The following is a 21,764-nucleotide window of genomic DNA, read 5'->3' on the forward strand; positions in this document are numbered from 1 at the left end:
TAGTAAACTAAAAGGAAGATAATCAGGAAATCAACGATCATAAGATTCTTTTCCATTCTTCCTTCCAGCTTCTTGATTCATCAATTTTTGAAAGGACTACTCGCAAACGATTGCGTAACTTAACGGAATTGCGTTTGCTGCAATCGCACTAAATCTTGACTTTTATATTGAACAACAACACCTGAATTTTATGAAATATACCCGAAACATTCTCGCGGTTTTAATTACCTCTGCGGTCCTTGTCAGCTGTGCTGGCGAGCAAAAAGTTGACGATGGCTGGAAAGATTTATTTAATGGAAATGACCTAAGCGGTTGGAAAACTGTAGCAGGAACTGCCACTTTTGAAGTGGTAGATGGGACTATTGTAGGCTCTGCTGTGGCTGATTCCCCTAATACTTTCTTGATTACTGAAGAAACATACGGCGACTTTATTTTGGAGCTTGACCTCAAAATCGAGCATTCCTCCAGTAACTCTGGTGTGATGGCAAGAGGCCAATTTGACCCGGCTGCCAGAGATGGAAATGGATTAGTTTATGGCTATCAAATCGAAGCAGATCCTTCCGAAAGAGCATGGTCAGGTGGATTATATGACGAAGCCAGAAGAGGCTGGTTATATCCGCTGGACCTCAACCCAGCAGCAAAGACTGCTTTCAAAATGGGTGAATTCAATCATTACAGAATCGAAGCTATTGGTGATGAAATCAAAACTTGGGTAAATGGTCAGCCTGTAGCCTATGTTGTCGATGATATGGACAAAACAGGATTTATCGGTTTACAAGTGCACAGCATTCGTAACGCAGAGGATGCTGGGAGAAAAACCACATTTAAAAATGTGAAAATTCAAACTGAGAATCTGGAATCAATGGCGTTTGACAAAGATATTTTTGTAGTAAACAATCGCTTAAACTCATTGACAGATTATGAGAAAGAAAATGGATGGAAATTACTTTTCAACGGTCAAAACTCTGAAGGTTGGAGAGGTGCATACAAAGAAACTTTCCCAGAGTCAGGTTGGTCGGTAAAAGACGGAGAGTTGAATATTGCTGCATCAGATGGTCGTGAATCTGCCAATGCAGGTGATATTGTGACTACAGAGCAATTTTCGGCTTTTGATTTAGCTTTTGAATTCAAATTGACCGAAGGAGCTAATTCGGGTGTTAAGTATTTCGTGACTTTATCAGAGGGCAATAAAGGTTCGGCCATTGGACTAGAATACCAAGTTTTGGATGATGATAATCACCCTGATGCCAAAATGGGAAGAGACGGAAATCGTACGATGGCCTCACTTTATGACTTAATCAAAGCAGACAAAAATGCCAGGTTCATCAAGCCAGTCGGCGAATGGAACAAAGGACGTGTAGTAGTCACCCCAGATAATAATGTAGCACATTACTTAAATGGTGTGAAAGTAGTAGAATATGTACGAGGATCTCAGGAATTCCGTGATTTGGTTGCAATCAGTAAATATGAGAAATGGGATAACTTTGGCGAAGCAGAAAAAGGGCACATTCTTCTTCAAGACCACGGAGACGATGTAAGTTTCAAAAACATTAAGATCAAGACCTTAAACTAAAACCCAAAATCCATGAAAAATAACAGAAGAGACTTTATCAAAAAATCCGCTGCTGCTACCATAGGATTTTCTGCATTAGGTTCAGCTGCTTTTACTGCAAAATCATATGCGAATATCGTTGGTGCAAATGAACGACTAAACGTCGCTATAGCAGGCTTAGGAAGGCGTCTTGGCGCGTACTACGAGCCAATTGGGTTGAAATCCAGCAATGTAAACCTGCTGTACCTCTGTGATGCCATGGAATCTCAGATGCCTAAAGCCGCCAAGAATTTCCAGAAGCACATAGACTATACCCCCAAATTGGAGCAAAATGTCATGAAAGTGATGGATGACAAGGAGGTAGATACGATAATTATCGCAACTCCTGACCACTGGCATGCACCAGGTACTTGGCTGGCTTTGGAAAGAGGAAAGCATGTATACGTGGAGAAGCCTTGCTCCCACAATCCACATGAAGGAGAATTGCTAATAGCTCTGCAAAAGAAGTACAATAAAGTGGTGCAAATGGGTAATCAGCAGCGCTCAGCACCAGAAAGCCGTGAGATCATTTCCGCCATCCATAATGGGGCAATCGGTAAGGCATTTATGGCAAAAGCATTTTATAGTAATAACCGTGGCGCAGTACCAAATCCTGTAGCAGCCGCAGCTCCGGCTGGTTTGGACTGGGAAATGTTCCAAGGTCCAGCTCCTAGAAAAGCCTATACTCATGACACTTGGGACTACAACTGGCACTGGTACGGATGGGATTATGGAACTGCTGAGACTGGAAACAATGCCACACATGAACTGGATGTAGCTCGCTGGGCACTTCAGGTCGATTACCCAAGTGAAGTACAGGTGACTGCTGATAAGCGACACTTTGCAGATGATGGCTGGGTGATGTATGATACCATGGACGCTACTTTCAAATTCGGAAATGGTTCTGTGATCCAATGGGATGGCAAAAGTAGAAACAGCTATAAAACCTACGGATCAGATCGTGGTACAATCATCTACGGCACAGAAGGCTCCGTCTATGTAGATCGAGGTGGCTATAAGCAATTTGACCGTTCCGGAAAAGAAGTAAAAAGCAATATGTCCGGCGGCAATGAAGCTGGAACTGCACTTGGCGGTGGCGGTGACATGAGCACAATTCACATCGTCAATTTCTTCAATGCAGTACGCGGATTGGAAAAGCAAAACTCCAATATCGAAGAAGGTGCAGTCAGTACCCTACTCTGTCATTTGGCAAATATCAGCTATAGAACAGGTGAAAGTTTGATTTGCGACCCTAGCAATGGTCATATTAAAAACTCCAAAAAAGCATCAGCGCTTTGGACTAGATCGTATGAAAAAGGCTGGGAGCCACCAAAGGTTTGATTCATCTTTAAAAAATTTAATAAAGAATTTCTAGCATAAACAATAAATTATAATTTCAAGTACTATTGATGTACTTAACTACAGAAGGTCAGCTCATGCTGGCCTTTTTGTAGTTAAACCCAAAGCAAGACAGTGTAAAGTATAGGAAGTCTTCCTAAGAACTTGCATTAAATAAGTGGCTTCGCAAAGGGGGTAAGAAGACATCGGAGCCAGTCAAAAATTAGATTTTTCTTAAAAATAAATTGCCGGAAATATGCCTTAAAGTACAACATAACTAGGAATGCATTTCACTCAAAAAGGGTCAAAATCACCCAATTAACGCAGATATAAACCAAACAAAGGAATTTAGCACCGCTTAACAGCGCAATCGATTGCGTAAATAGCGGAAAGTTTTTAAAGAGAAATTATCTGTAATACCATACCTTAACTGAAGATTGTATATTCTGAGTTTCATCTGTAAATGGATGAATTCTTTGGTATAGAATCTAAAAGCCAATTTTCTTTTAATAAAACCCAAAATTATGAAGTCAAAACTTTACACTTATTTAAGTGTACTACTTTTGGTGCTGCTGTCCATTACGCATGGATATTCGCAAAATGCACAAATTAGTGGTACAGTCTACGATGAAACAGGTCAGCCCTTGCCAGGTGCTACCATCCTTGTAAAAGGAACAACTACAGGAACCACAACAGATTTAGATGGCAAGTATTCCATCTCAAGTCCTGCTAATGGTACCCTGGTTTTCTCTTTTATTGGCTACACTGCCACGGAAGTAGTAGTAGGAAACCAAACAGTAATCGATGTGAATCTGACTCCTGATCTATCAGACTTGGAGGAAGTAGTCGTTGTAGGATATGGAACGGCTAAAAAGAGTCAATTAACTGGAGCTATTTCCTCAGTAGGCTCGAAAGAAATAGCAGAACTTCCTATTACGGATGCTAGACAAGCGCTTCAAGGACGTGCGGCAGGTGTCGATGTGACACAGCCAGGATCTAAGCCAGGATCTTCTCCACAAGTAAGAATTAGAGGTAGAAGATCATTCAATGCTTCGAATGAGCCACTTTATGTAGTAGATGGAATTCCGCTAGCGGGAGGAATTGACGATATCAACCCACAGGATATTACGTCAATGGAAGTATTGAAAGATGCCTCAGCTACAGCTATTTATGGATCTAGAGGTTCAAATGGTGTAGTATTGATTACCACCAAAAGAGGGTCAGTTGGTAAAACTGTCGTTTCTCTAGATGCTTATTATGGTATCAACAAAGAGTTGGGAAGAATTGATGTATTCAATGGTCCTGAATTCGCTGAATACAAAAGAGAATCACGTAGAGCTGGTGGAGAAATCCCAGAAGGTCCCACAACTCCAGAAATAGATGCTTCTATATTTGAACCAGTTGAGCTTGACGGAATTGCTCAAGGCAGAACTACAGATTACCCTGCTGGTCTATTACGGAACGGCTCTATTCAAAGCTACCAATTAGGTATTAGTGGTGGTAGTGATAAAACCACATTCTTCGTTTCTGGAAACTACTTTAAAGACGAAGGTGTAATCATCAATCAGGATTATACTCGCTACACGTTCAGAGCTAATATTGATCATAAGATCACTAAAAACATCAAATTCGGAACTTCTACATTGGTTTCCTATAGCGAAAGAAACGGAGAAAACTTCAATCCACTTGGAGGGGCTCTCGCAGAGAACCCACTTGGAAGACCATATGATGATGAAGGAAATTTAATTTTCCTCCCTACCCAAGATGGATTAAGAACTAATCCATTTGCAGAAATTGTACCAGGTGCACAAGCCGATTTGACTAAAAACTACAGAATATTCAACAGTATTTTTGCACAGTATGACATCCTGCCAGGCCTTAGCTATAGAATGGTATTTGGCCCAGATATTACAATAAGTAGAAATGGCCGATTCACCGGTTCTCAGACCAACGCTAGACGTGGTGGAGCTGCTACAGGAAGTGTAGATGATCGATTTACTTTCAATTATACGTTTGAAAATATCCTGAATTACACCAAAACTTTTAATGATGTTCACAACATAAACATCACCGGTCTTCAGTCCATCCAGAGAGACCGATTTGAACAAAGCAGTATTTCCGTATTAGGTATACCAGCAGAATCTCAGCTCTTCCATAGATTGGGGGATGCATCACAAATTACCGGTGCAAACACCAACCTTGTAGAATGGTCGCTGATGTCGTTCATGGGTAGAGTAAATTATGACTTCAAAAACAAGTACCTTTTAACGGCTACACTTAGAGCTGATGGTAGCTCTAGATTTGGTGCCAACAATAGATTTGCTTACTTCCCTTCAGTTGCATTAGGCTGGAATATTCATTCAGAATCATTTATGCAAAATTCATCAACTTTTGATCAGTTGAAGCTTAGAGCATCTTATGGATCTATAGGAAACCAGGCTATCAATCCTTACCAAACTCAAGCCTTGCTAGGTAGAACAAGTTACGCTTATGACAATACGGCCGCTTTTGGCTATAGACCAAGTACAATTGGTAATCCAGACTTGAAATGGGAAACTTCCACTACACTCAATTTAGGATTGGATTTTGCGATTTGGAACAGCAGAATATTTGGTTCATTAGAATATTACATCACTAATACAAGTGATCTTCTAGCACCTCAGCCACTCCCTAACTCTATTGGGTTTGGTGGGTTTACGACCAACATTGGTGAAACACAAAACCGTGGTGTTGAATTGACTATTTCCACACTAAACGTGGAAAAAGGAAACTTCACCTGGTCTTCTGATATCATTTTCACCAAAAACACAGAAGAAATTATTTCCTTACCGAACGGTGATGACATCTCCGCAGGAAGATTTATCGGTCAGCCATTGACGATTTTCTATGATTTGAAAAAGATAGGAATCTGGCAAACTTCTGAATTGGATGAGGCTAAGTCTTTCGGAAGTGTTCCGGGTGAGATTAAAATTGAAGACTTCAATAATGACGGAGTAATCAACTCACTTGATAGACAATTCTTGGGTTCTGCCGTAGCTGATTTTGCAATGGGTTTTACAAACAGATTTAACTTCAAAGGATTTGATTTATCATTCTTCCTATATGGAAGATTTGGATCTATGCTTAGATCTCAGTTCCATACTCAAAACAATTCTCTCGCGGGTAGATATAACAATTTGGATATTGATTACTGGACGCCAACCAATCCAACTAATTCTTACCCAAGACCAAATGTGAACCAGGAAAGTGCGAAATATGCAAGCTCAATGGAATATTTTGATGGTACATTCATCAAAGTAAGAAACATCAATTTTGGTTATAATTTCTCACCAGAAGCAGCTAAGAAAATCGGAATGACAGCCTTGAGAATTTACTCAAGTATTCAGCAGCCATTTATCTTCGCTAATTATCGCTCTGAGCACAAAGGGATTGATCCAGAAGTCTTTATCGATGGCGAGCAAGGCGTAGGTGGAGGTGTAGTTAACTCTAATGTATCCCCTGCTGTCACTTCTTTCACATTTGGTATCAATGCTAAATTCTAATCAATTATGAAAAAACTAGCAAAAAATATAAAATACTGGGCAAAATCTTCAGCCCTTATTGTAGGACTTTCACTCGCAGCTTCCTGTGATGGATTCCTTGATGAAGATGTTGTTTCCCCGATCGGCAACGATTACCTGAACACGCCAAAAGGAATGAATGACGGCATCAATGCTGCATACAGTACAATGCGATCATGGTATGGTACAGAGAGAGGAAATAACCTTACGATCTTCGGTACGGACATCTTCACTAATGGCGCAGATGGTTCTTGGAAATTCATGAATTTCTATACTAACCAATTCGATTCTCAAAATGGTCATATACGTGAATTATGGGATGAATTATATAGAGGAATAAATACCTGTAATGCCGTAATAGACAGATCTGTGAATCTTACTGGTATCCCTCAAGCTCAAATTGATCAACGAGTAGCCGAAGCTAAATTTATCCGAGCTCACCACTACTTCATTCTTGTACAATTATTTGGAGGTGTAGATCTTCAACTTCAAGAGACAGCAGTTCCTACTAAAGAGGTGACTAGAGCTTCGGTCGCACAAATCTATGCTGCTATTATTAAAGACCTGGAGGAGGCAATTCCTAATTTAGAAGATAAAGAAAGATCCACAGATTATGGCCGGGCAACTCGTCCTGCAGCAGAACATCTTCTAGGTAGAGTTTATCTTACTAAAGGCACTTCTGAAGCAGGGGAATCTGCCGATTATTCCAAAGCAGAGTCCAACCTACAGAGTGTGATCAGTAATTATGGTTTTGAATTACTTCCTGATTTTGGAGACGTTCACGCCTTTGGAAACGAGATAAACAGTGAAGTAATCTGGTCTACTCAATATACTCGAGATCCTTTGACCAATGGAGGAGGAAATAACGCTCACGTGTTCTTCCTGATGGAATACGATGTACAGCCGGGAATGATAAGAGACATAGAAAATGGAAGACCATTCAAACGTTATAAATCTACTGACTACACACTGAATACTATCTTTGCAGACCGTGTAAATGATTCTAGATACAAAAACACCTACCAGGATGTCTTCTTATCCAACAATCCTGGTACGTTCAATACTACGTTCGACAAATCCAAATCAACAGTAACCTATGCCAGAGGAGATACTACCATTTGGTTGCCAGGCTACAATATGTCTGAAGCTGAGCGTGCAAAGTATCCATACCAAGTGTTGATTCCAGATTTTTACACAGAGAGGTTGTTCCCTCCTATGAAGAAACATAAAGATCCGGGACGTGTGGATCGTACGCAATTTGAAGGCGGACGAGATTACATTGCTATGCGACTTGCAGACACATACCTACTTCTTGCAGAAGCTCAATTCAGACAAGGTAAACTTGGATTGGCTACTGAAAACATTAACATGGTAAGAAGAAGAGCAGCATTTCCTGGCAAAGAAGCTGAAATGGAAATCACCCAATCTGAACTGACTTTTGAATTCATTACTGAAGAGCGTGCAAGAGAGCTGATCGGTGAGCAGACTAGATGGTTGGATCTGAAAAGATGGGGAATTTTAGTAGAGCGAGTGAAGATGTATAATCCTCAGGGAGCTCCAAATATTCAAGCATTTCACACCTTGAGACCAATTCCTCAAAATCAAATTGACCGGGCTGAAGGCACATCAAGTGCATTCCCTCAAAACCCAGGATATTAAGTATTTTCTAAATAAACAGAATATAATATGTAAAGAACTACCATGGAATACATGGTAGTTCTTTTTTATTTTGTATTAAATAACTTTTTTTAAACAATAAAATAAGCGAAATTCTTATTAATCACCGGTTAAATATTATTTAGCCAATCCTAATATTGCTTTTTTAATCACACTAATTGATAAAGGATAAATACAATTTTTTGATTCAAAACATGAGCATTTCCCCATTAATTTCAATCAAGAAAGGATAAGCAAAACCATATACATGACACTACAGGATGCATATTAGAATATCTTCAATTGCTATCCCTTCATCAAAGCAAAGTACAACAATAACCTATAAATAGCCTCCAGCGCTACCGAAATCGATTGCGGTAAATTTCTAGCCAAGATATAGGGCCTTTGCTCCATATTATTTTACTTTAGAAAGTTAATGTTTCTTAATTGAAAACATTAACACTTTAGTCAATATATATAATAACAATTAACCCCCTACTTATGCGGTACAAAATTTACAAAAGCCTCTGGTTGATTGTATTTTCTCTGTGCATCAGCGTCACTATGGCGCATGCACAGGAAGTACAAATCACTGGTACTGTTTTAGACGAAACAGACATGCCTCTGCCTGGTGTAACGGTCCTTCTGAAAGGAACTGCCACTGGCACCACTACAGATCTTGATGGAAAATATTCTATCAGCGCTCCTCGAGATGGTGTATTGGTTTTCTCATTTATAGGATATGATCCTGTAGAAATGGAGATCGGAAATCAATCGGTAATCGACTTGACTATGAATCCAAATACTTCCGATCTGGAAGAAGTAGTAGTAATCGGATATGGCACAGCAAAAAAGCGGGATATCACTGGTGCGGTATCCTCTGTGAATCCGAATAAATTAGAAAATGAAAACCCGAACTCTGTTCAGGATATCCTAAGAGGAAATGCTGCAGGATTGAATGTGGGATTGAGTACATCTGCAAAAGGTGGTGGATCACTTCAGGTGAGAGGTCAGACTTCCCTAAATGCAGGCAACTCTCCCCTACTGGTTTTGGATGGAGCGATCTATTACGGCGAGCTAGCTGATATCAACCCAAATGATATCGATAACCTCGAAGTGCTCAAAGATGCAAGTGCTGCAGCAGTATTTGGAGCAAAAGCTGCAAACGGCGTAATCCTGATCACAACCAAAAAAGGAACGATTGGCAAACCAACAATCAAATTCAATGCAAATGCTGGCCTTGCAACCATGGCAACCTTCCCTGAAGTATATGGCCCAGATGGATTTGTAAGTTGGAGAGAAGATGTTTTCAAAAGTATCAATGCAGGTGGTTATGACCCATTTGAGTTTTCTGACCCAAGAACACTCCCAAGTAATATTTCTTTGGAACAATGGATGGCATATGACGGATCTTCAGGAGACCCGGTGACTGTTTGGCTACAAAGACTTAACATGCAGCCAGCAGAAATCCAAAATTACCAAAATGGAAATTCCGTTGATTGGTATGACAAAATCTTCCAAACTGGATTCCGCCAAGATTACACAGTAAGTCTTTCCGGTAGAAATGAAAATTTCAACTACTACTGGTCAGTTGGATATCTGAATAATGAGGGGATTATCATCGGTGATGAATTTGAGACCATCAGAACAAGGTTGAATCTGGAAGGAAAAGTCAATAATTGGCTTTCGGTAGGTACCAATATCCAATTTGCACATCAGGACGAAAGTCAAGTAACAGTAAACTGGAATCTACTAAGAACGCTCTCTCCTTGGGGTTCAGAATACAACGAAGACGGCACTTACAAGTGGAGACCTAATGATGAGCAAAGTGGTGGAACGCACCCATTCTATGACAGAAGCCATATCGATAGAGTAGATAGAGACCTCAATATCAATTCTACGATTTATGCCAATATCAAATTACCATTTGGCTTCAATTTCCGAACCAATTTCACTCCACGATTTACTTACTACGAGTACTTCAATCACCAATCAGCTAACCATGCAGAATGGGGTCAAAGAGGTGGAATTGCATCCAGAAGACAAAATAAGACCTATTATTGGCAACTGGATAACATCCTAACTTGGCAGAAAACTTTTGCTGAGAAGCATGATTTCAATGCAACTTTCTTAGTGAACGCAGAGAAGTTCCAGTCTTGGGACAATACAATGACCAATAATGGTTTTGAACCACATGACCGCTTAGGCTATCACAATATTGGTGGTGGTATCAACCCGATCATCTCCAGTAATGATGAATACAGTACTGGAGATGCATTGATGGGTCGATTGATCTACTCATACGATGGTAAATATTCTACCACTATTTCGGTAAGAAGAGATGGTTATTCCGCCTTTGGTCAAAGTAACCCAAGAGCACTATTCTATTCTGCAGCTGTTGGCTGGGTTTTCTCTGACGAAAACTTCATCAATATTGACTGGTTAGATTTCGGTAAAATGCGCTTCTCTTGGGGTAGCAATGGTAACCGTGACATTGGTAGATATGTAGCACTTTCTGATTTGAATACAGGAAAGTATTTCTATGAGCGACCTAGCGGAGAACTGTATTTGGTCAACCAACTGTATGTAAACAGAATGCAAAATACTAACCTACAGTGGGAAAGAACAGAGTCCTTCAACCTAGGAATTGATTTCTCAGTTCTGAAAACTCGTCTGACAGGTACAATTGAAATGTACAAAATGTCCACTAGAGACTTACTAGTAGAGCGAAGCCTACCAGATTTCCTAGGATTCAACTTTGTATGGGACAATCTAGGTCAGGTGGACAACAAAGGGTTTGAACTTACCCTAAACTCTACCAACTATGAGAGAAACAACTTCATCTGGAGGTCTACAGCTAATTTTCAATTGAATAGAAATGAAATTGTGAGCCTTTACGGAGACCTTGATGAGAATGGTGAAGAGTTGGATGATCCTAGTAATGGTTGGTTTATAGGACGCGCTATTGATCAAATCTGGAATTACAAAACAGATGGTATATGGCAATTAAACGAATCTGAAGCTGCTGCTGACTATGGTGTTAAACCGGGCGATTTTAAAGTAGTAGATGTAGATGGTGATGGCTTATTTACCAATGCAGACCGTCAGTTTCAAGGTTTTACGCAGCCTAGGTTCCGCTGGAGTTTGAGAAATGAATTTGTTCTTTTCAACAATTTTGATGTGTCAGTAATGGTTTACTCCTATTGGGGACATGATGGTTCTTTCAACCAAATGAAAAACAGAGATGGATTCCTAGACAGAACCAGCTCATACATCACACCATATTGGACGGAGGAAAATCCTAGTAACGAATGGGCAAGGTTGAACTCTAGTGAAGGAGGAGCCGGTGGATTTAGTGTTTACCGTAAGAGATCATTTATTCGATTCGAAAATATCTCCATGGGCTACAATTTCCCGAAGCAACTGACAGAAAAAGCAAATATCACCAATTTACGTGTGTACGGTAATATCAGAAACGTTGGGCATTTTGCACCACAATGGGACTTCTGGGATCCTGAAAACTCTGGTCCTATCCCGAGATATTTCACCCTAGGAATCGACGTTACACTGTAAGCTAAAAGACTTTAACATGAAAATTAGAAGTAAAATAAATTATATAAAGATCCTTATGACAGGATTGATTGTAGTTGTCACTTCTGGATGTAATGAAGACTGGCTAGAACCTCAGCCTCTTTCCTTTTACTCCCCAGAAAACACCTATAATGAAGTTAGCGGCCTTTGGGCAGCTCTGGTAGCATGTGAGCGTAATATGCGCCATGAATACACCGGCGATGGTTCTCCTATTCTTACTGAGCATATTTTCAGCGAAGTAGCGGTAGAGGGCACTACAGATAAATCTGGCCCAGCTCAGGATATGAATTTGCTCATAACTCCTGATGCAAATTTGAATAGTGTCAATACCAACAGAATCGGATGGTACTGGTATGAAGGCTATAAGGGAGTAAAGTATGCAAATACGGTAGTATCCCGAATAGATGAGCCACAGGATTATGAATCAGAGGCTGAAAGAAATCACTTATTAGCCACTGCCTATTTCCATAGATCATTAAGATACTATAGACTGACGCAGCAATTTGGTGACATACCTTTGATTCTAGAGGAAATCGTAGAACCAAAGCTTGACTTCTACTCTACCGAACGTACAGTGATTTTGAGAAAAATGAAAGAAGATCTGGAATGGGGCGAAGAGTGGATCCCAGAAGTAATGGATCGTGGGCGAGTGCCAAAAGGAGCATTACAACACCTGCTGATCAAGATCAACCTAGCTCTAGGAGAATTTCAAGATGCACTTGACGTAGCAAATCGTCTTATTAATAACGGTCCGTATGCCCTTATGAAACAGCGATTTGGAGTATCTGCCAATGACCCTACTAAAAACGTAATCTGGGACCTTCACAGACCGGAAAACAAGTCTCCTGTTAGTAACACTGAAACAATTCTTTTGGTAATGGACAGAGTTGATACAGATGGAAACTCTGGCGGAATTATTACGATGCGTAATGCAGTTCCGTTCTGGGGTAGTAATATCAATACACCTACCGGAAATAAAGGAACCTCGGACAGATCGGCTATTCCTATTGACCAGGTAACAGAATTCGGTCGAGGAATCGGAAGATTAAGAGCAACTTGGTATCACCAAAGCATGATTTGGGATGATGAGAATGACTTGAGACACGCTCCAGGTAACTGGATGGACATGGAAGACCTGGTTTATAACAATCCGGATATTTCTTCAAATGACCCTTATTACGGGCAAAACCTGGAATTCAGAAACGAAGATGGAGTGGTGCTGGTAGTGGATACTATTAGAAGTTGGTTCTCATGGCCACATTACAAACTATTCGTCCCAGATGCACAGCGTAATCAGCCACAAGGCGGGCCTACCGATTGGTATATTTTCAGATTGGCAGAATCTTATTTATTGAGAGCTGAAGCTAAATATTGGTTAGGAGACTTAGCCGGAGCAGCAGATGATATCAATGCAGTAAGAACTAGAGCAGGTGCGGCACCATATGAAGCATCAGAAATCAACATTGGAACTGTATTGGACGAAAGAGCTCGCGAGCTGTACTATGAAGAGCCTAGAAAAACTGAGTTGACCAGAATTGCTAGAATATTTGCAATGACAGGTAAAGCTGCTTACAATGGCAAGACCTACAATGAGGCTAACTTCTCTAAGGATAACTTCTACTATGATAGAATCATGGAAGTGACAGACTATTACAATAAAGGAGTCTTTACCAGACATGGGGATACGTATACACTAAGTCCGTATCATGTTTTATGGCCTATTCCACAGAATGCAATTAATTCTAATACAAAAGGTCACCTCAACCAAAATGAGGGATACAATGGATTTGAAAACAACATTCCTCCACTTACTACTATAGAAACGGAAGAATAATCAACCTTCAACTCATGAACCAACGGAGACCAGAATCAACAACTGGTCTCCGTTTTTTTCTACTACTTTTTTCCAAAAAAAATGCTACTCCAAACTTGGAGCAGCATCTAAGGATAGCATCAGGTTTAAGCTATTCCTGACATGTTGACTCTCGGATTGTTATTTTAGAGGGTATTGTGATTACCTGATCTATTAAATCATAGTGATTTGGCTTTGTCAATTTCTTAATGAGCAACTTTGCGCATTCACTACCAATCATGGAAGCAGGTTGAGTAATCGTAGTTAGCGAAGGATTCAGCAATCCAGCAATAGAAGAATTTGAAAAACTGATCAATTTTAAATCATTAGGCATTCTCAAATTAGTTCGCTTTAAAGCTTGGTAGGTAGCAAAGGCTAACTTCTCTACCGAGGTAACTATCCCATCAGGTCTATTTGCTGAATTGAGTAACTCCTGAATTTTCTCTATGTTGCTCTGTTCATCATGGCCGCAATAAAGCGTCATGGAAGGATCCAATTCAATTCCTGCATCTGCGATAGCATCATTAAATCCACGCTGTCTCTCCTTACTGATGGACAAATCCACGCACAAGGTAAAAAATGTAATTTTTTTACAATTCTGATTTATTAAGTGCTGAGTAGCTTCATAAGCACTTTCGTAATCATTGGTAATAAACTTAGTAGTGGGAATCTCCGAGCTTATCCGATCAAAAAATATGATTGGAAGCCCTCTATCGTGTAGTTTCTTCAAATGCGAGTTGTCACTAGTTTGGCTTGTCACAGACATCGCGATCGCATCAGCCCTGCCATTCAGAAGCAAATTCACGATCTTCCGCTCACGCTCCATATCTTCGTGCGTGTTGTAGATTAAAAGATGATAGCCATGCTCCTGTGCTATCTCTTCGATTCCATCCATCACTTGCGCAAAGAAACTATTGATTCGCTCTGGGATGATAATTGCGATCGTTTTACTTTTATTTTCCCGCAAGCTACGTGCAAAAGGGTTTGCATGATAATTTAGCTTCTCAGCCATACTTATCACCTTCTTTTTAGTTGCCTCTGATATTTCGTAACTATCATTCAAAGCGCGTGAGACTGTTGAAGGAGCAAGCTTAAGTTCCGCAGCTAATTCTTTTAAACTAATTCCTGAAGCCATGGTATTAAAGGTAAAATGGGTCGTTAATTGATCACAAATTACGAATGATTGCCCGTATTTGGCCTATACCACTTGCATAATTTCGAAATCGTTTCCGCATTTTATTACCTAAATACAGTCGATTCGAGGTATTTTTAAGTCAATAATAAGTTGTAGAAATTTAGCCAAAATAACAGATGCCCTATTCAACAACGAAATCATCATTCCTGAATGAGGATTTTCTTTTACAAAACGATTACGCAAAAGTTCTTTATCATCAGTACGCCAAGGATTTACCCATTATAGATTATCATAATCACCTTCCGCCAGCTGAAATAAATGCCAATAAAAAATTTGAAAACATCTCTAAAATCTGGCTTGCCGGTGACCATTACAAATGGAGGGCAATGCGAACTTTTGGAATAAATGAGAGATTTATTACCGGCGACGCTTCAGATGAAGAGAAATTTAAAAACTGGTCCAAAACGTTACCTTATACGCTTAGAAACCCACTGTACCACTGGTCACATCTAGAGTTAAAGCGATACTTTGGTTTTGATGAGTTACTTTCTGAAAAAAATGCAGCTGAAGTCTACAAGCATTGCAACACTATTTTGGAAGGAGACTCCTACTCTACTCAAGGCCTTTTGGCTCAGATGAAAGTAGAAGTGGTATGCTCCACGGACGACCCGATCGATTCATTGGATCAACATATTTCCTTTCACAAAAAGGGGAAAGATCTGGGTTTGTATCCGGCATTCCGCCCAGATAAAGCCTACGCAATAGAAAATCCAACTACCTATAAGGCTTACATTTCCAGCTTAAGCTCTAGTGTCGGATTTGAAATCAATTCTTATGAGAAAATGCTGGAGGCTATGAGCATTAGGATAGACTATTTCCACGAGCGTGGCTGTAGATTATCTGATCATGGACTTGAGCAATTGTATTTCTATAAAGATGATGCCTTCTCAGCAGATTCCATATTCTCTCAAGTGCTTTCAGGTGATAATTTATCTACTGAAAAGGTGAATTTCTTCAAGTTCACTACGCTAATGGCTCTGTGTAAAATGTATCATGCCAAAGGTTGGGTACAGCAATTTCACTTAGGTGCTCTGAGAAACACCAACGAGCGTTCTCTCAGAATCCTTGGACCAGATACTGGCTTTGATTCCATTGGAGATTTTGATCAGGCTAAAGCCATGTCAGGATTTTTCAATGCCTTAAATTCCGATGACCAGTTGACAAAAACTGTGATTTACAATCTCAATCCCCGTGATAATGAGGTTTTTGCTACGATGATAGGAAACTACAACGATGGTTCTGTTCGTGGCAAAATCCAATTTGGATCAGGCTGGTGGTATCTCGATCAGAAGGATGGCATGGAGAAGCAACTCAATACACTTTCAAACATGGGTTTAATCAGCTGTTTTATCGGAATGCTAACGGACTCCCGTAGCTTCCTTTCCTTTCCACGTCACGAGTATTTCCGCAGGATCCTATGCAATCTTTTTGGACAAGATGTAGCCAATGGCGAACTTCCTTGGGATGAGAAATGGCTTGGGGAAATCATCTCAGGAATTTGCTACTACAATGCCAAGCAGTATTTTGACTTTAGTCCCAAAAACATTCACGTTTAATTATGAGCAGTTTACTATTTTCTCTTGAGGGAAAAAAAATAGCCTTCTCCGGAGCAACAGGAGTATTAGGCACATCAATGAGTTTATATCTTGCCAGCGAAGGCGCTGAGGTCCTGATTTTAGGGCGTACGCCAGCTAAGGTCGAAGATTTAGTAAAGCAAATAAAAGCTCACGGAGGTAAAGCCTTTGGCTATATCTGTGATGTAACCGACGAAAAAAGTATAGAAGATGTCTGTGTTGCAATTGAAAAAGACCATGGCTACCTGGATATTTTGATCAATGCCGCAGGTGGTAATATGCCTGGTGCTGTAATCACTCCTGACAAAACATTAAAGGATCTGGAGCTGGATGGATTAAGAAAAGTGATGGACCTGAATTACCTAGGAACAGCCATTCCTTCTAAGATTTTATTTCCACTAATGCTGAAAAATGGTAAAGGAAACATCATCAATATCAGCTCCATGGCTGCTTCCAGACCTATGACGCGTGTGATGGGCTACGCTTCTGCCAAGGCTGCTATTGATAACCTAACCAAGTTCCTTTCAGTGGAGCTTTGCGCAAAACATGGTGCTGAGTTTAGAGTGAACGCAATAGCTCCAGGATTTTTCCTCACTGAGCAAAACAGAGCATTGCTTACAGAATCTGACGGAAGCCTTACCGGACGTGGAAATCAAATCATCAGCCATACGCCTATGCATAGATTTGGTAAGCCTGAAGACCTCAATGGTGCTTTACATTGGCTTTGCGCTGATGCCTCTGAATTTGTCACAGGAACTATCGTCGCAGTGGATGGTGGTTTTGGAGCCTATTCAGGAGTTTAGCAATTTGAAATTTCAAACTTAAAAATCTCAAATCAATTACAATATGACCTATAAAATGGAGCAAACCATGCGCTGGTATGGCCCAAACGACCCAGTAAGTCTCAGAGATATCCTACAAGCAGGAGCAACAGGAATCGTGACTGCTCTCCATCATATTCCAAATGGAGAAACCTGGTCAAGAGAAGAAATCAAAAAACGTAAAAATACTATCGAAGCTGCTGGCCTGACTTGGTCAGTTGTGGAATCTGTTCCAGTTCACGAAGTAATTAAGACACGTTCTGGGAATTACCTTCAGGTAATCGAAAACTATAAGGAAACGCTCCGAAATCTTGCTGCTGAAGGCATTTATACAGTTTGTTATAATTTCATGCCTATTCTAGATTGGACAAGAACAGATCTAGAATTCGAACTTCCAAATGGCGTAAAAGCTTTGCTTTATGAAAAGAAAGCGGTTCAGGCTTTTGACCTTTTTATACTGGAAAGACCAGAAGCAAAAGCTGAATATTCGGCAGAAGAATACGCTGAAGTGAAGGCATATTACGAGGCCCTAACTCCTGCAAAGCATCAAATGATTTTCGACAATATCCTCAAGGGCCTACCTGGTTCTGAGATTGGATATACGCTGGAAGAATTTAAAACCATGCTAGCAACTTACGACGGAATTGATGCAGCCAAACTAGCAGATCACTTGCGATTGTTTTTGGATGAAATTGTACCAGTGGCAGAAGAGAATGGCATGTGCGTAGCGATTCATCCAGACGATCCTCCCTTCCCTCTCTTTGGTCTTCCACGTATCATGAGCACAGCGGATGATGCTCGAAGAATTCTGAGAGATCAGCCGAGTCCTGCCAATGGCCTAACTTTCTGTACTGGTTCCTTTGGAGTAAGAGCTGACAACGATCTTCCTGCGATGGTCAAGGAATTTGGCGATCACATTCACTTCATCCATTTGCGAAGCACCAAAAGAGATGAGCATGGTAATTTCTTTGAGGACAATCACTTGGAAGGAAATGCGAATTTGGTGGAGGTAATTGACGCTGTGATAGATGTCCAGCAAAAACGAGGCAAAAGCCTCCCGATGAGACCAGATCATGGCCATCTGATGCTGGACGATTTGAATAAAAAAACCAACCCAGGCTATTCAGCTATTGGAAGGCTGAAAGGTCTTGCGGAAATCCGTGGCGTAGAAGCAGGTTTGCTTTATACCAAATCAAAATGACCGAAAAAGAGAAAATGCTTGCAGGCGAGCTCTACCAGGCCAGAGATCCGGAATTGGTAGCTGCACGTCTGAAAGTACGAAAACTGGTAAAATCCCTCAATGATTCAGATCCAGAGGATATCGAGTTTCGGATTTCTCTCATTCGAAAAATCTTTGGAAAAGCAGGTAAAAACTTTTGGGTTGAACCTCCTTTCTACTGTGACTACGGATCAAATATTGAAGTTGGAGATGATGTATTCTTCAACTTCAATTGCGTAGTCCTGGATGTTGTCAAAGTTACACTTGGTGATAGAGTTCTGGTAGCTCCCAATGTGCAGTTTTACCCAGCTACCCACCCGCTCGATCCAGTGGTAAGAGGAAAAATGTGGGAATATGGCAAGCCAATCAGCATAGGAAATGACGTTTGGATCGGAGGATCAGCCGTGATTTGCCCCGGAGTTACCATCGGCGACAGGACAGTAATTGCAGCTGGGGCGGTTGTTACCAAGAGCTTTCCTGCGGATGTGGTCATAGGTGGCAATCCTGCTAAAGTCATTAAGAATCTGAAGTAATTACCGTTTGTGTGACAAGAACGGAAGCTGGAGTGTCTGGCTTGGATTTTATATTTTTCGAATGACTCAAATGCCGAATTGGTGAAATTTCCTGAGCTGTCTTGTATTTCCTTTATTTTGCTAAACATTTGCTTATTTTTGGGCACAATAGTTTTTAACCCTTTTGTTTTGACTGAATAAAATCGTGCTTGTCTGCCTCATGCAGGCCTGACAAAACCGTCACAAACTGTGATGGTATAATCCAAGCGAGATTCTTCACAATAGTTATCGGGATAGCCTTAAAAAATCAATAGTATTATATGAAATCGAGCATGATTCAAGAATCACACAGAGTGATGATTATTCAACTTGCGAGATTCCATGTGACCTTAAAAAATCTAATTATAAACACATGAAACGAGTATTAGTAAGTGGTGGTGGCGGATTTCTAGGTAGCCATCTTTGTGATAGACTTCTGAAAGAAGGAAATGAAGTCCTTTGTGTAGATAATTTTTTTACAGGAAATCGAAGAAACATTCATCATCTACTGGACAACAAGAATTTTGAATTATTAAGACACGATGTTACACATCCGCTTTATGTAGAAGTAGATGAAATCTATAATTTAGCTTGTCCTGCCTCCCCTGTTCATTACCAGTTTGACCCAGTTCAGACTACAAAAACGTCTGTGATTGGCGCGATGAATATGCTGGGCTTGGCAAAGCGATTGAAAATCAAAATCCTTCAGGCTAGTACTTCGGAGATTTACGGAGACCCGGAAGTTCATCCCCAGCCAGAAAGCTACAAAGGAAGTGTAAACACCCTTGGTCCCCGGGCTTGCTATGACGAAGGAAAGAGGTGTGCTGAAACGCTCTTTTTTGATTATCACAGACAGCATAAGGTTGCGATTAAGGTGATGCGAATTTTCAATACCTATGGACCTAGAATGCATCCAAATGACGGACGTGTAGTAAGTAACTTTATCGTGCAGGCCCTTCAAGGAAAGGACATCACCATGTATGGAGACGGAATGCAAACCCGCTCTTTCTGCTATGTTGACGATAATATCGAAGGGATGTACCGATTGATGAATAGCCGAGATGGCTTCACTGGACCTGTGAATATTGGAAACCCCGGTGAATTCACTATGCTGGAACTTGCTCAGCAGATCATAGAATTGACAAACAGTAAAAGTAAAATGATCTTCATGCCTCTTCCTCAGGATGACCCTATGCAGAGAAGACCGGTGATCGATCTAGCAAAAAAAGAATTGGATTGGGAACCTACCGTGAACCTAAGAGAAGGCCTAATCAAAACGATAGAATACTTTGAATCAGTAATCTAAAAAAGCCACCAATCAATACACAGAAAGCCATCAAATGATGGCTTTTTTTATTTCATAGCATTTTGAATAGCTTCCTTCTCGAAGTCAGGATCGTAATCAGGATTCTTTATCATCGGAACCGGCGCGCTATAATCTCCTCTCCATTTTTCCAATTTCTGTAAAAGCTCCTGAGCCTTCACCGGGTTTGAAGCAGCAAGGTTTTTTGACTCATAAGGATCACTCTTTAGATTATAAAGTTCCAGCCCTCCGTCTTCAAAATACTGATGCAATTTCCAATCTCCAGAGCGGATTACAGAACCCGGTCGAGTACGGAACAGCGGATCTCTGGATCCATCTTCCTTTGGATCATAGGCTTCCAGATATATCGGGAAATGCCAGAACAGATCTCTTTCCTTCATCTTTTCATCAAAAAGTAAGGGTAGAATACTTTCTCCATCCAGCCTGAGCTCTTTCTCTGGCGCAATCAAGGCTTTGAGGGTGGGATAAAAATCCATCTGAACAACAGGAGTATTCTCTACTCCTGACTTAATCTGGTTTTGCCACTTGACAAGTAAAGGCACTCTAATTCCCCCTTCGTAGTAGCTCCCCTTTCCTGCTCTAAGCGGATCTTGATAGCTTGTAGCGCGAATGCCACCATTATCAGAAGTGAAAATAATAAGAGTATTTTCTGTGAGCTTTAAGCTGTCTAATATTCCCAAAAGCTTACCCACATTTTCATCCATACTCTGAATCATGGCTGCATAAACTGGGTTATGTTGCCCCTTGCTACCTTCCTTGTTTATATATTTTTCTACCAACTCCGGCTTGCCCATCAGCGGTGTATGAACAGTATAAAAAGGCAGATACAGAAAGAAGCGCTTCTCCTGGTTTTCTACAACAAATTTTATTGCCTCACTAGTCAAGCGATCAGTAAGGTATTCACCCTGCACTTCAGGTTCCAACTTGACATTGTAAGGACTGAAATAGCCATCCTCTCCAGGATGGCCTCGATGGCTACCCGCTACATTCACGTCAAATCCGTGGGTCTTCGGGTCATCAGAGATATGCCATTTACCAAAAACACCTGTGGTATAGCCATTTTCTTTAAAAAACTTCCCAAGGGTATACAAACTGTCGTTTATGACTTTTTCATTTGGCGAAGCAATTAATTGTCTGGTTCTCTTATCTCCGCGGTCTGCAGGATGTACCGTGTAAATCCCATGGGTCATAGGATATCTTCCTGTAATCATGGTAGCACGGCTTGGAGCACAGTTGGAAGCAGCGGTATAGGCATGCACGAAAACTTTACTTTCCTTACTCAATTTATCCAGATTCGGAGTTTCGTAATACTCCGAACCCATAAATCCCAAATCCGCCCAACCCAGGTCATCCACATTGATCAGCACTACATTTGGCTTGGTTGATCGCTCAGAGTTACTCTGAGAAAAGGTACTCCCAACTACACATAGGAGAAGCAAATTGAATAGGATATATTTTTTCATAGACAGAGAATTTTACTAAGTAATGACTT

General features: G+C 40.7%; 13 protein-coding genes. 11 read left to right on the top strand and 2 right to left on the bottom strand.

All coding sequences use genetic code 11. From position 1 onward, the window contains the following. Positions 1-190: 190 nt before the first annotated feature. From LV83_RS05095 to LV83_RS05120, 6 genes are all read left to right on the top strand, one after another. Positions 191-1,573: a 3-keto-disaccharide hydrolase gene (locus LV83_RS05095; protein WP_111610451.1), complete on the top strand. Its 1,383-nt coding sequence runs from the start codon at positions 191-193 to the stop codon at positions 1,571-1,573. A gap of 12 nt (positions 1,574-1,585) precedes the next feature. Continuing rightward, complete coding sequence (locus LV83_RS05100; RefSeq protein WP_111610452.1) at positions 1,586-2,932, top strand: Gfo/Idh/MocA family protein; 1,347 nt, start codon at positions 1,586-1,588, stop codon at positions 2,930-2,932. A 521-nt stretch (positions 2,933-3,453) separates the two neighbouring features. Next, positions 3,454-6,471 carry a SusC/RagA family TonB-linked outer membrane protein gene (locus tag LV83_RS05105; RefSeq protein WP_111610453.1) on the top strand — a complete coding sequence of 1,006 codons (3,018 nt, stop codon included), beginning with the start codon at positions 3,454-3,456 and terminating at the stop codon, positions 6,469-6,471. Between the two features lie 6 nt (positions 6,472-6,477). Continuing rightward, the gene (locus tag LV83_RS05110) at positions 6,478-8,148 is read left to right on the top strand and encodes a RagB/SusD family nutrient uptake outer membrane protein (RefSeq protein WP_111610454.1); all 1,671 of its coding nucleotides are present in this window, start codon (positions 6,478-6,480) and stop codon (positions 8,146-8,148) included. Positions 8,149-8,646: 498 nt separating this feature from the next. Beyond that, positions 8,647-11,718 (top strand): SusC/RagA family TonB-linked outer membrane protein, encoded by a 3,072-nt coding sequence (locus LV83_RS05115; RefSeq protein ID WP_111610455.1) that lies wholly within the window; start codon positions 8,647-8,649, stop codon positions 11,716-11,718. A 16-nt stretch (positions 11,719-11,734) separates the two neighbouring features. Further along, positions 11,735-13,570: a RagB/SusD family nutrient uptake outer membrane protein gene (locus tag LV83_RS05120; protein ID WP_111610456.1), complete on the top strand. Its 1,836-nt coding sequence runs from the start codon at positions 11,735-11,737 to the stop codon at positions 13,568-13,570. 130 nt (positions 13,571-13,700) lie between these two features. Here LV83_RS05120 and LV83_RS05125 read toward each other — a convergent pair whose 3' ends face one another. Continuing rightward, positions 13,701-14,723 (bottom strand): LacI family DNA-binding transcriptional regulator, encoded by a 1,023-nt coding sequence (locus tag LV83_RS05125; RefSeq protein ID WP_111610457.1) that lies wholly within the window; start codon positions 14,721-14,723, stop codon positions 13,701-13,703. A 176-nt stretch (positions 14,724-14,899) separates the two neighbouring features. Between LV83_RS05125 and uxaC the strand changes: the two genes are divergently transcribed. From uxaC to LV83_RS05150, 5 genes are all read left to right on the top strand, one after another. Then, positions 14,900-16,339, top strand: coding sequence for a glucuronate isomerase (gene uxaC, locus LV83_RS05130; RefSeq protein WP_111610458.1), 1,440 nt, complete (start codon positions 14,900-14,902; stop codon positions 16,337-16,339). 2 nt (positions 16,340-16,341) lie between these two features. Further along, a complete protein-coding gene (locus tag LV83_RS05135; protein ID WP_111610459.1) occupies positions 16,342-17,160 on the top strand; it encodes an SDR family oxidoreductase in 819 nt (272 codons plus the stop codon). Between the two features lie 43 nt (positions 17,161-17,203). After that, positions 17,204-18,379 carry a mannonate dehydratase gene (uxuA, locus tag LV83_RS05140; RefSeq protein ID WP_111610460.1) on the top strand — a complete coding sequence of 392 codons (1,176 nt, stop codon included), beginning with the start codon at positions 17,204-17,206 and terminating at the stop codon, positions 18,377-18,379. Further along, on the top strand, positions 18,376-18,930 hold the full coding sequence (locus tag LV83_RS05145) for a sugar O-acetyltransferase (protein ID WP_111610461.1): 555 nt from the start codon (positions 18,376-18,378) through the stop codon (positions 18,928-18,930). Before uxuA ends, LV83_RS05145 begins: the two co-directional genes overlap by 4 nt. A gap of 391 nt (positions 18,931-19,321) precedes the next feature. Beyond that, positions 19,322-20,254 (top strand): UDP-glucuronic acid decarboxylase family protein, encoded by a 933-nt coding sequence (locus LV83_RS05150; RefSeq protein ID WP_111610462.1) that lies wholly within the window; start codon positions 19,322-19,324, stop codon positions 20,252-20,254. A gap of 47 nt (positions 20,255-20,301) precedes the next feature. On the opposite strand, the gene LV83_RS05155 is transcribed toward LV83_RS05150, so the two are convergent. After that, the gene (locus tag LV83_RS05155; protein ID WP_111610463.1) at positions 20,302-21,735 is read right to left on the bottom strand and encodes a sulfatase; all 1,434 of its coding nucleotides are present in this window, start codon (positions 21,733-21,735) and stop codon (positions 20,302-20,304) included. Positions 21,736-21,764 lie beyond the last annotated feature (29 nt).

Origin of the sequence: Algoriphagus yeomjeoni (assembly GCF_003259505.1) — a bacterium.
Taxonomy (GTDB): domain Bacteria; phylum Bacteroidota; class Bacteroidia; order Cytophagales; family Cyclobacteriaceae; genus Algoriphagus; species Algoriphagus yeomjeoni.

Excerpts from the sequence above, each read along its gene's own strand:
- LV83_RS05125 (WP_111610457.1), bottom strand. The coding sequence starts at position 14,723 with ATGGCTTCAGGAATTAGTTTAAAAGAATTAGCTGCGGAACTTAAGCTT.
- LV83_RS05150 (WP_111610462.1), top strand. The coding sequence starts at position 19,322 with ATGAAACGAGTATTAGTAAGTGGTGGTGGCGGATTTCTAGGTAGCCAT.
- LV83_RS05095 (WP_111610451.1), top strand. The coding sequence starts at position 191 with ATGAAATATACCCGAAACATTCTCGCGGTTTTAATTACCTCTGCGGTC.
- LV83_RS05145 (WP_111610461.1), top strand. The coding sequence starts at position 18,376 with ATGACCGAAAAAGAGAAAATGCTTGCAGGCGAGCTCTACCAGGCCAGA.
- LV83_RS05110 (WP_111610454.1), top strand. The coding sequence starts at position 6,478 with ATGAAAAAACTAGCAAAAAATATAAAATACTGGGCAAAATCTTCAGCC.
- LV83_RS05105 (WP_111610453.1), top strand. The coding sequence starts at position 3,454 with ATGAAGTCAAAACTTTACACTTATTTAAGTGTACTACTTTTGGTGCTG.
- LV83_RS05135 (WP_111610459.1), top strand. The coding sequence starts at position 16,342 with ATGAGCAGTTTACTATTTTCTCTTGAGGGAAAAAAAATAGCCTTCTCC.
- uxuA (WP_111610460.1), top strand. The coding sequence starts at position 17,204 with ATGACCTATAAAATGGAGCAAACCATGCGCTGGTATGGCCCAAACGAC.
- LV83_RS05115 (WP_111610455.1), top strand. The coding sequence starts at position 8,647 with ATGCGGTACAAAATTTACAAAAGCCTCTGGTTGATTGTATTTTCTCTG.
- LV83_RS05120 (WP_111610456.1), top strand. The coding sequence starts at position 11,735 with ATGAAAATTAGAAGTAAAATAAATTATATAAAGATCCTTATGACAGGA.
- uxaC (WP_111610458.1), top strand. The coding sequence starts at position 14,900 with ATGCCCTATTCAACAACGAAATCATCATTCCTGAATGAGGATTTTCTT.
- LV83_RS05100 (WP_111610452.1), top strand. The coding sequence starts at position 1,586 with ATGAAAAATAACAGAAGAGACTTTATCAAAAAATCCGCTGCTGCTACC.
- LV83_RS05155 (WP_111610463.1), bottom strand. The coding sequence starts at position 21,735 with ATGAAAAAATATATCCTATTCAATTTGCTTCTCCTATGTGTAGTTGGG.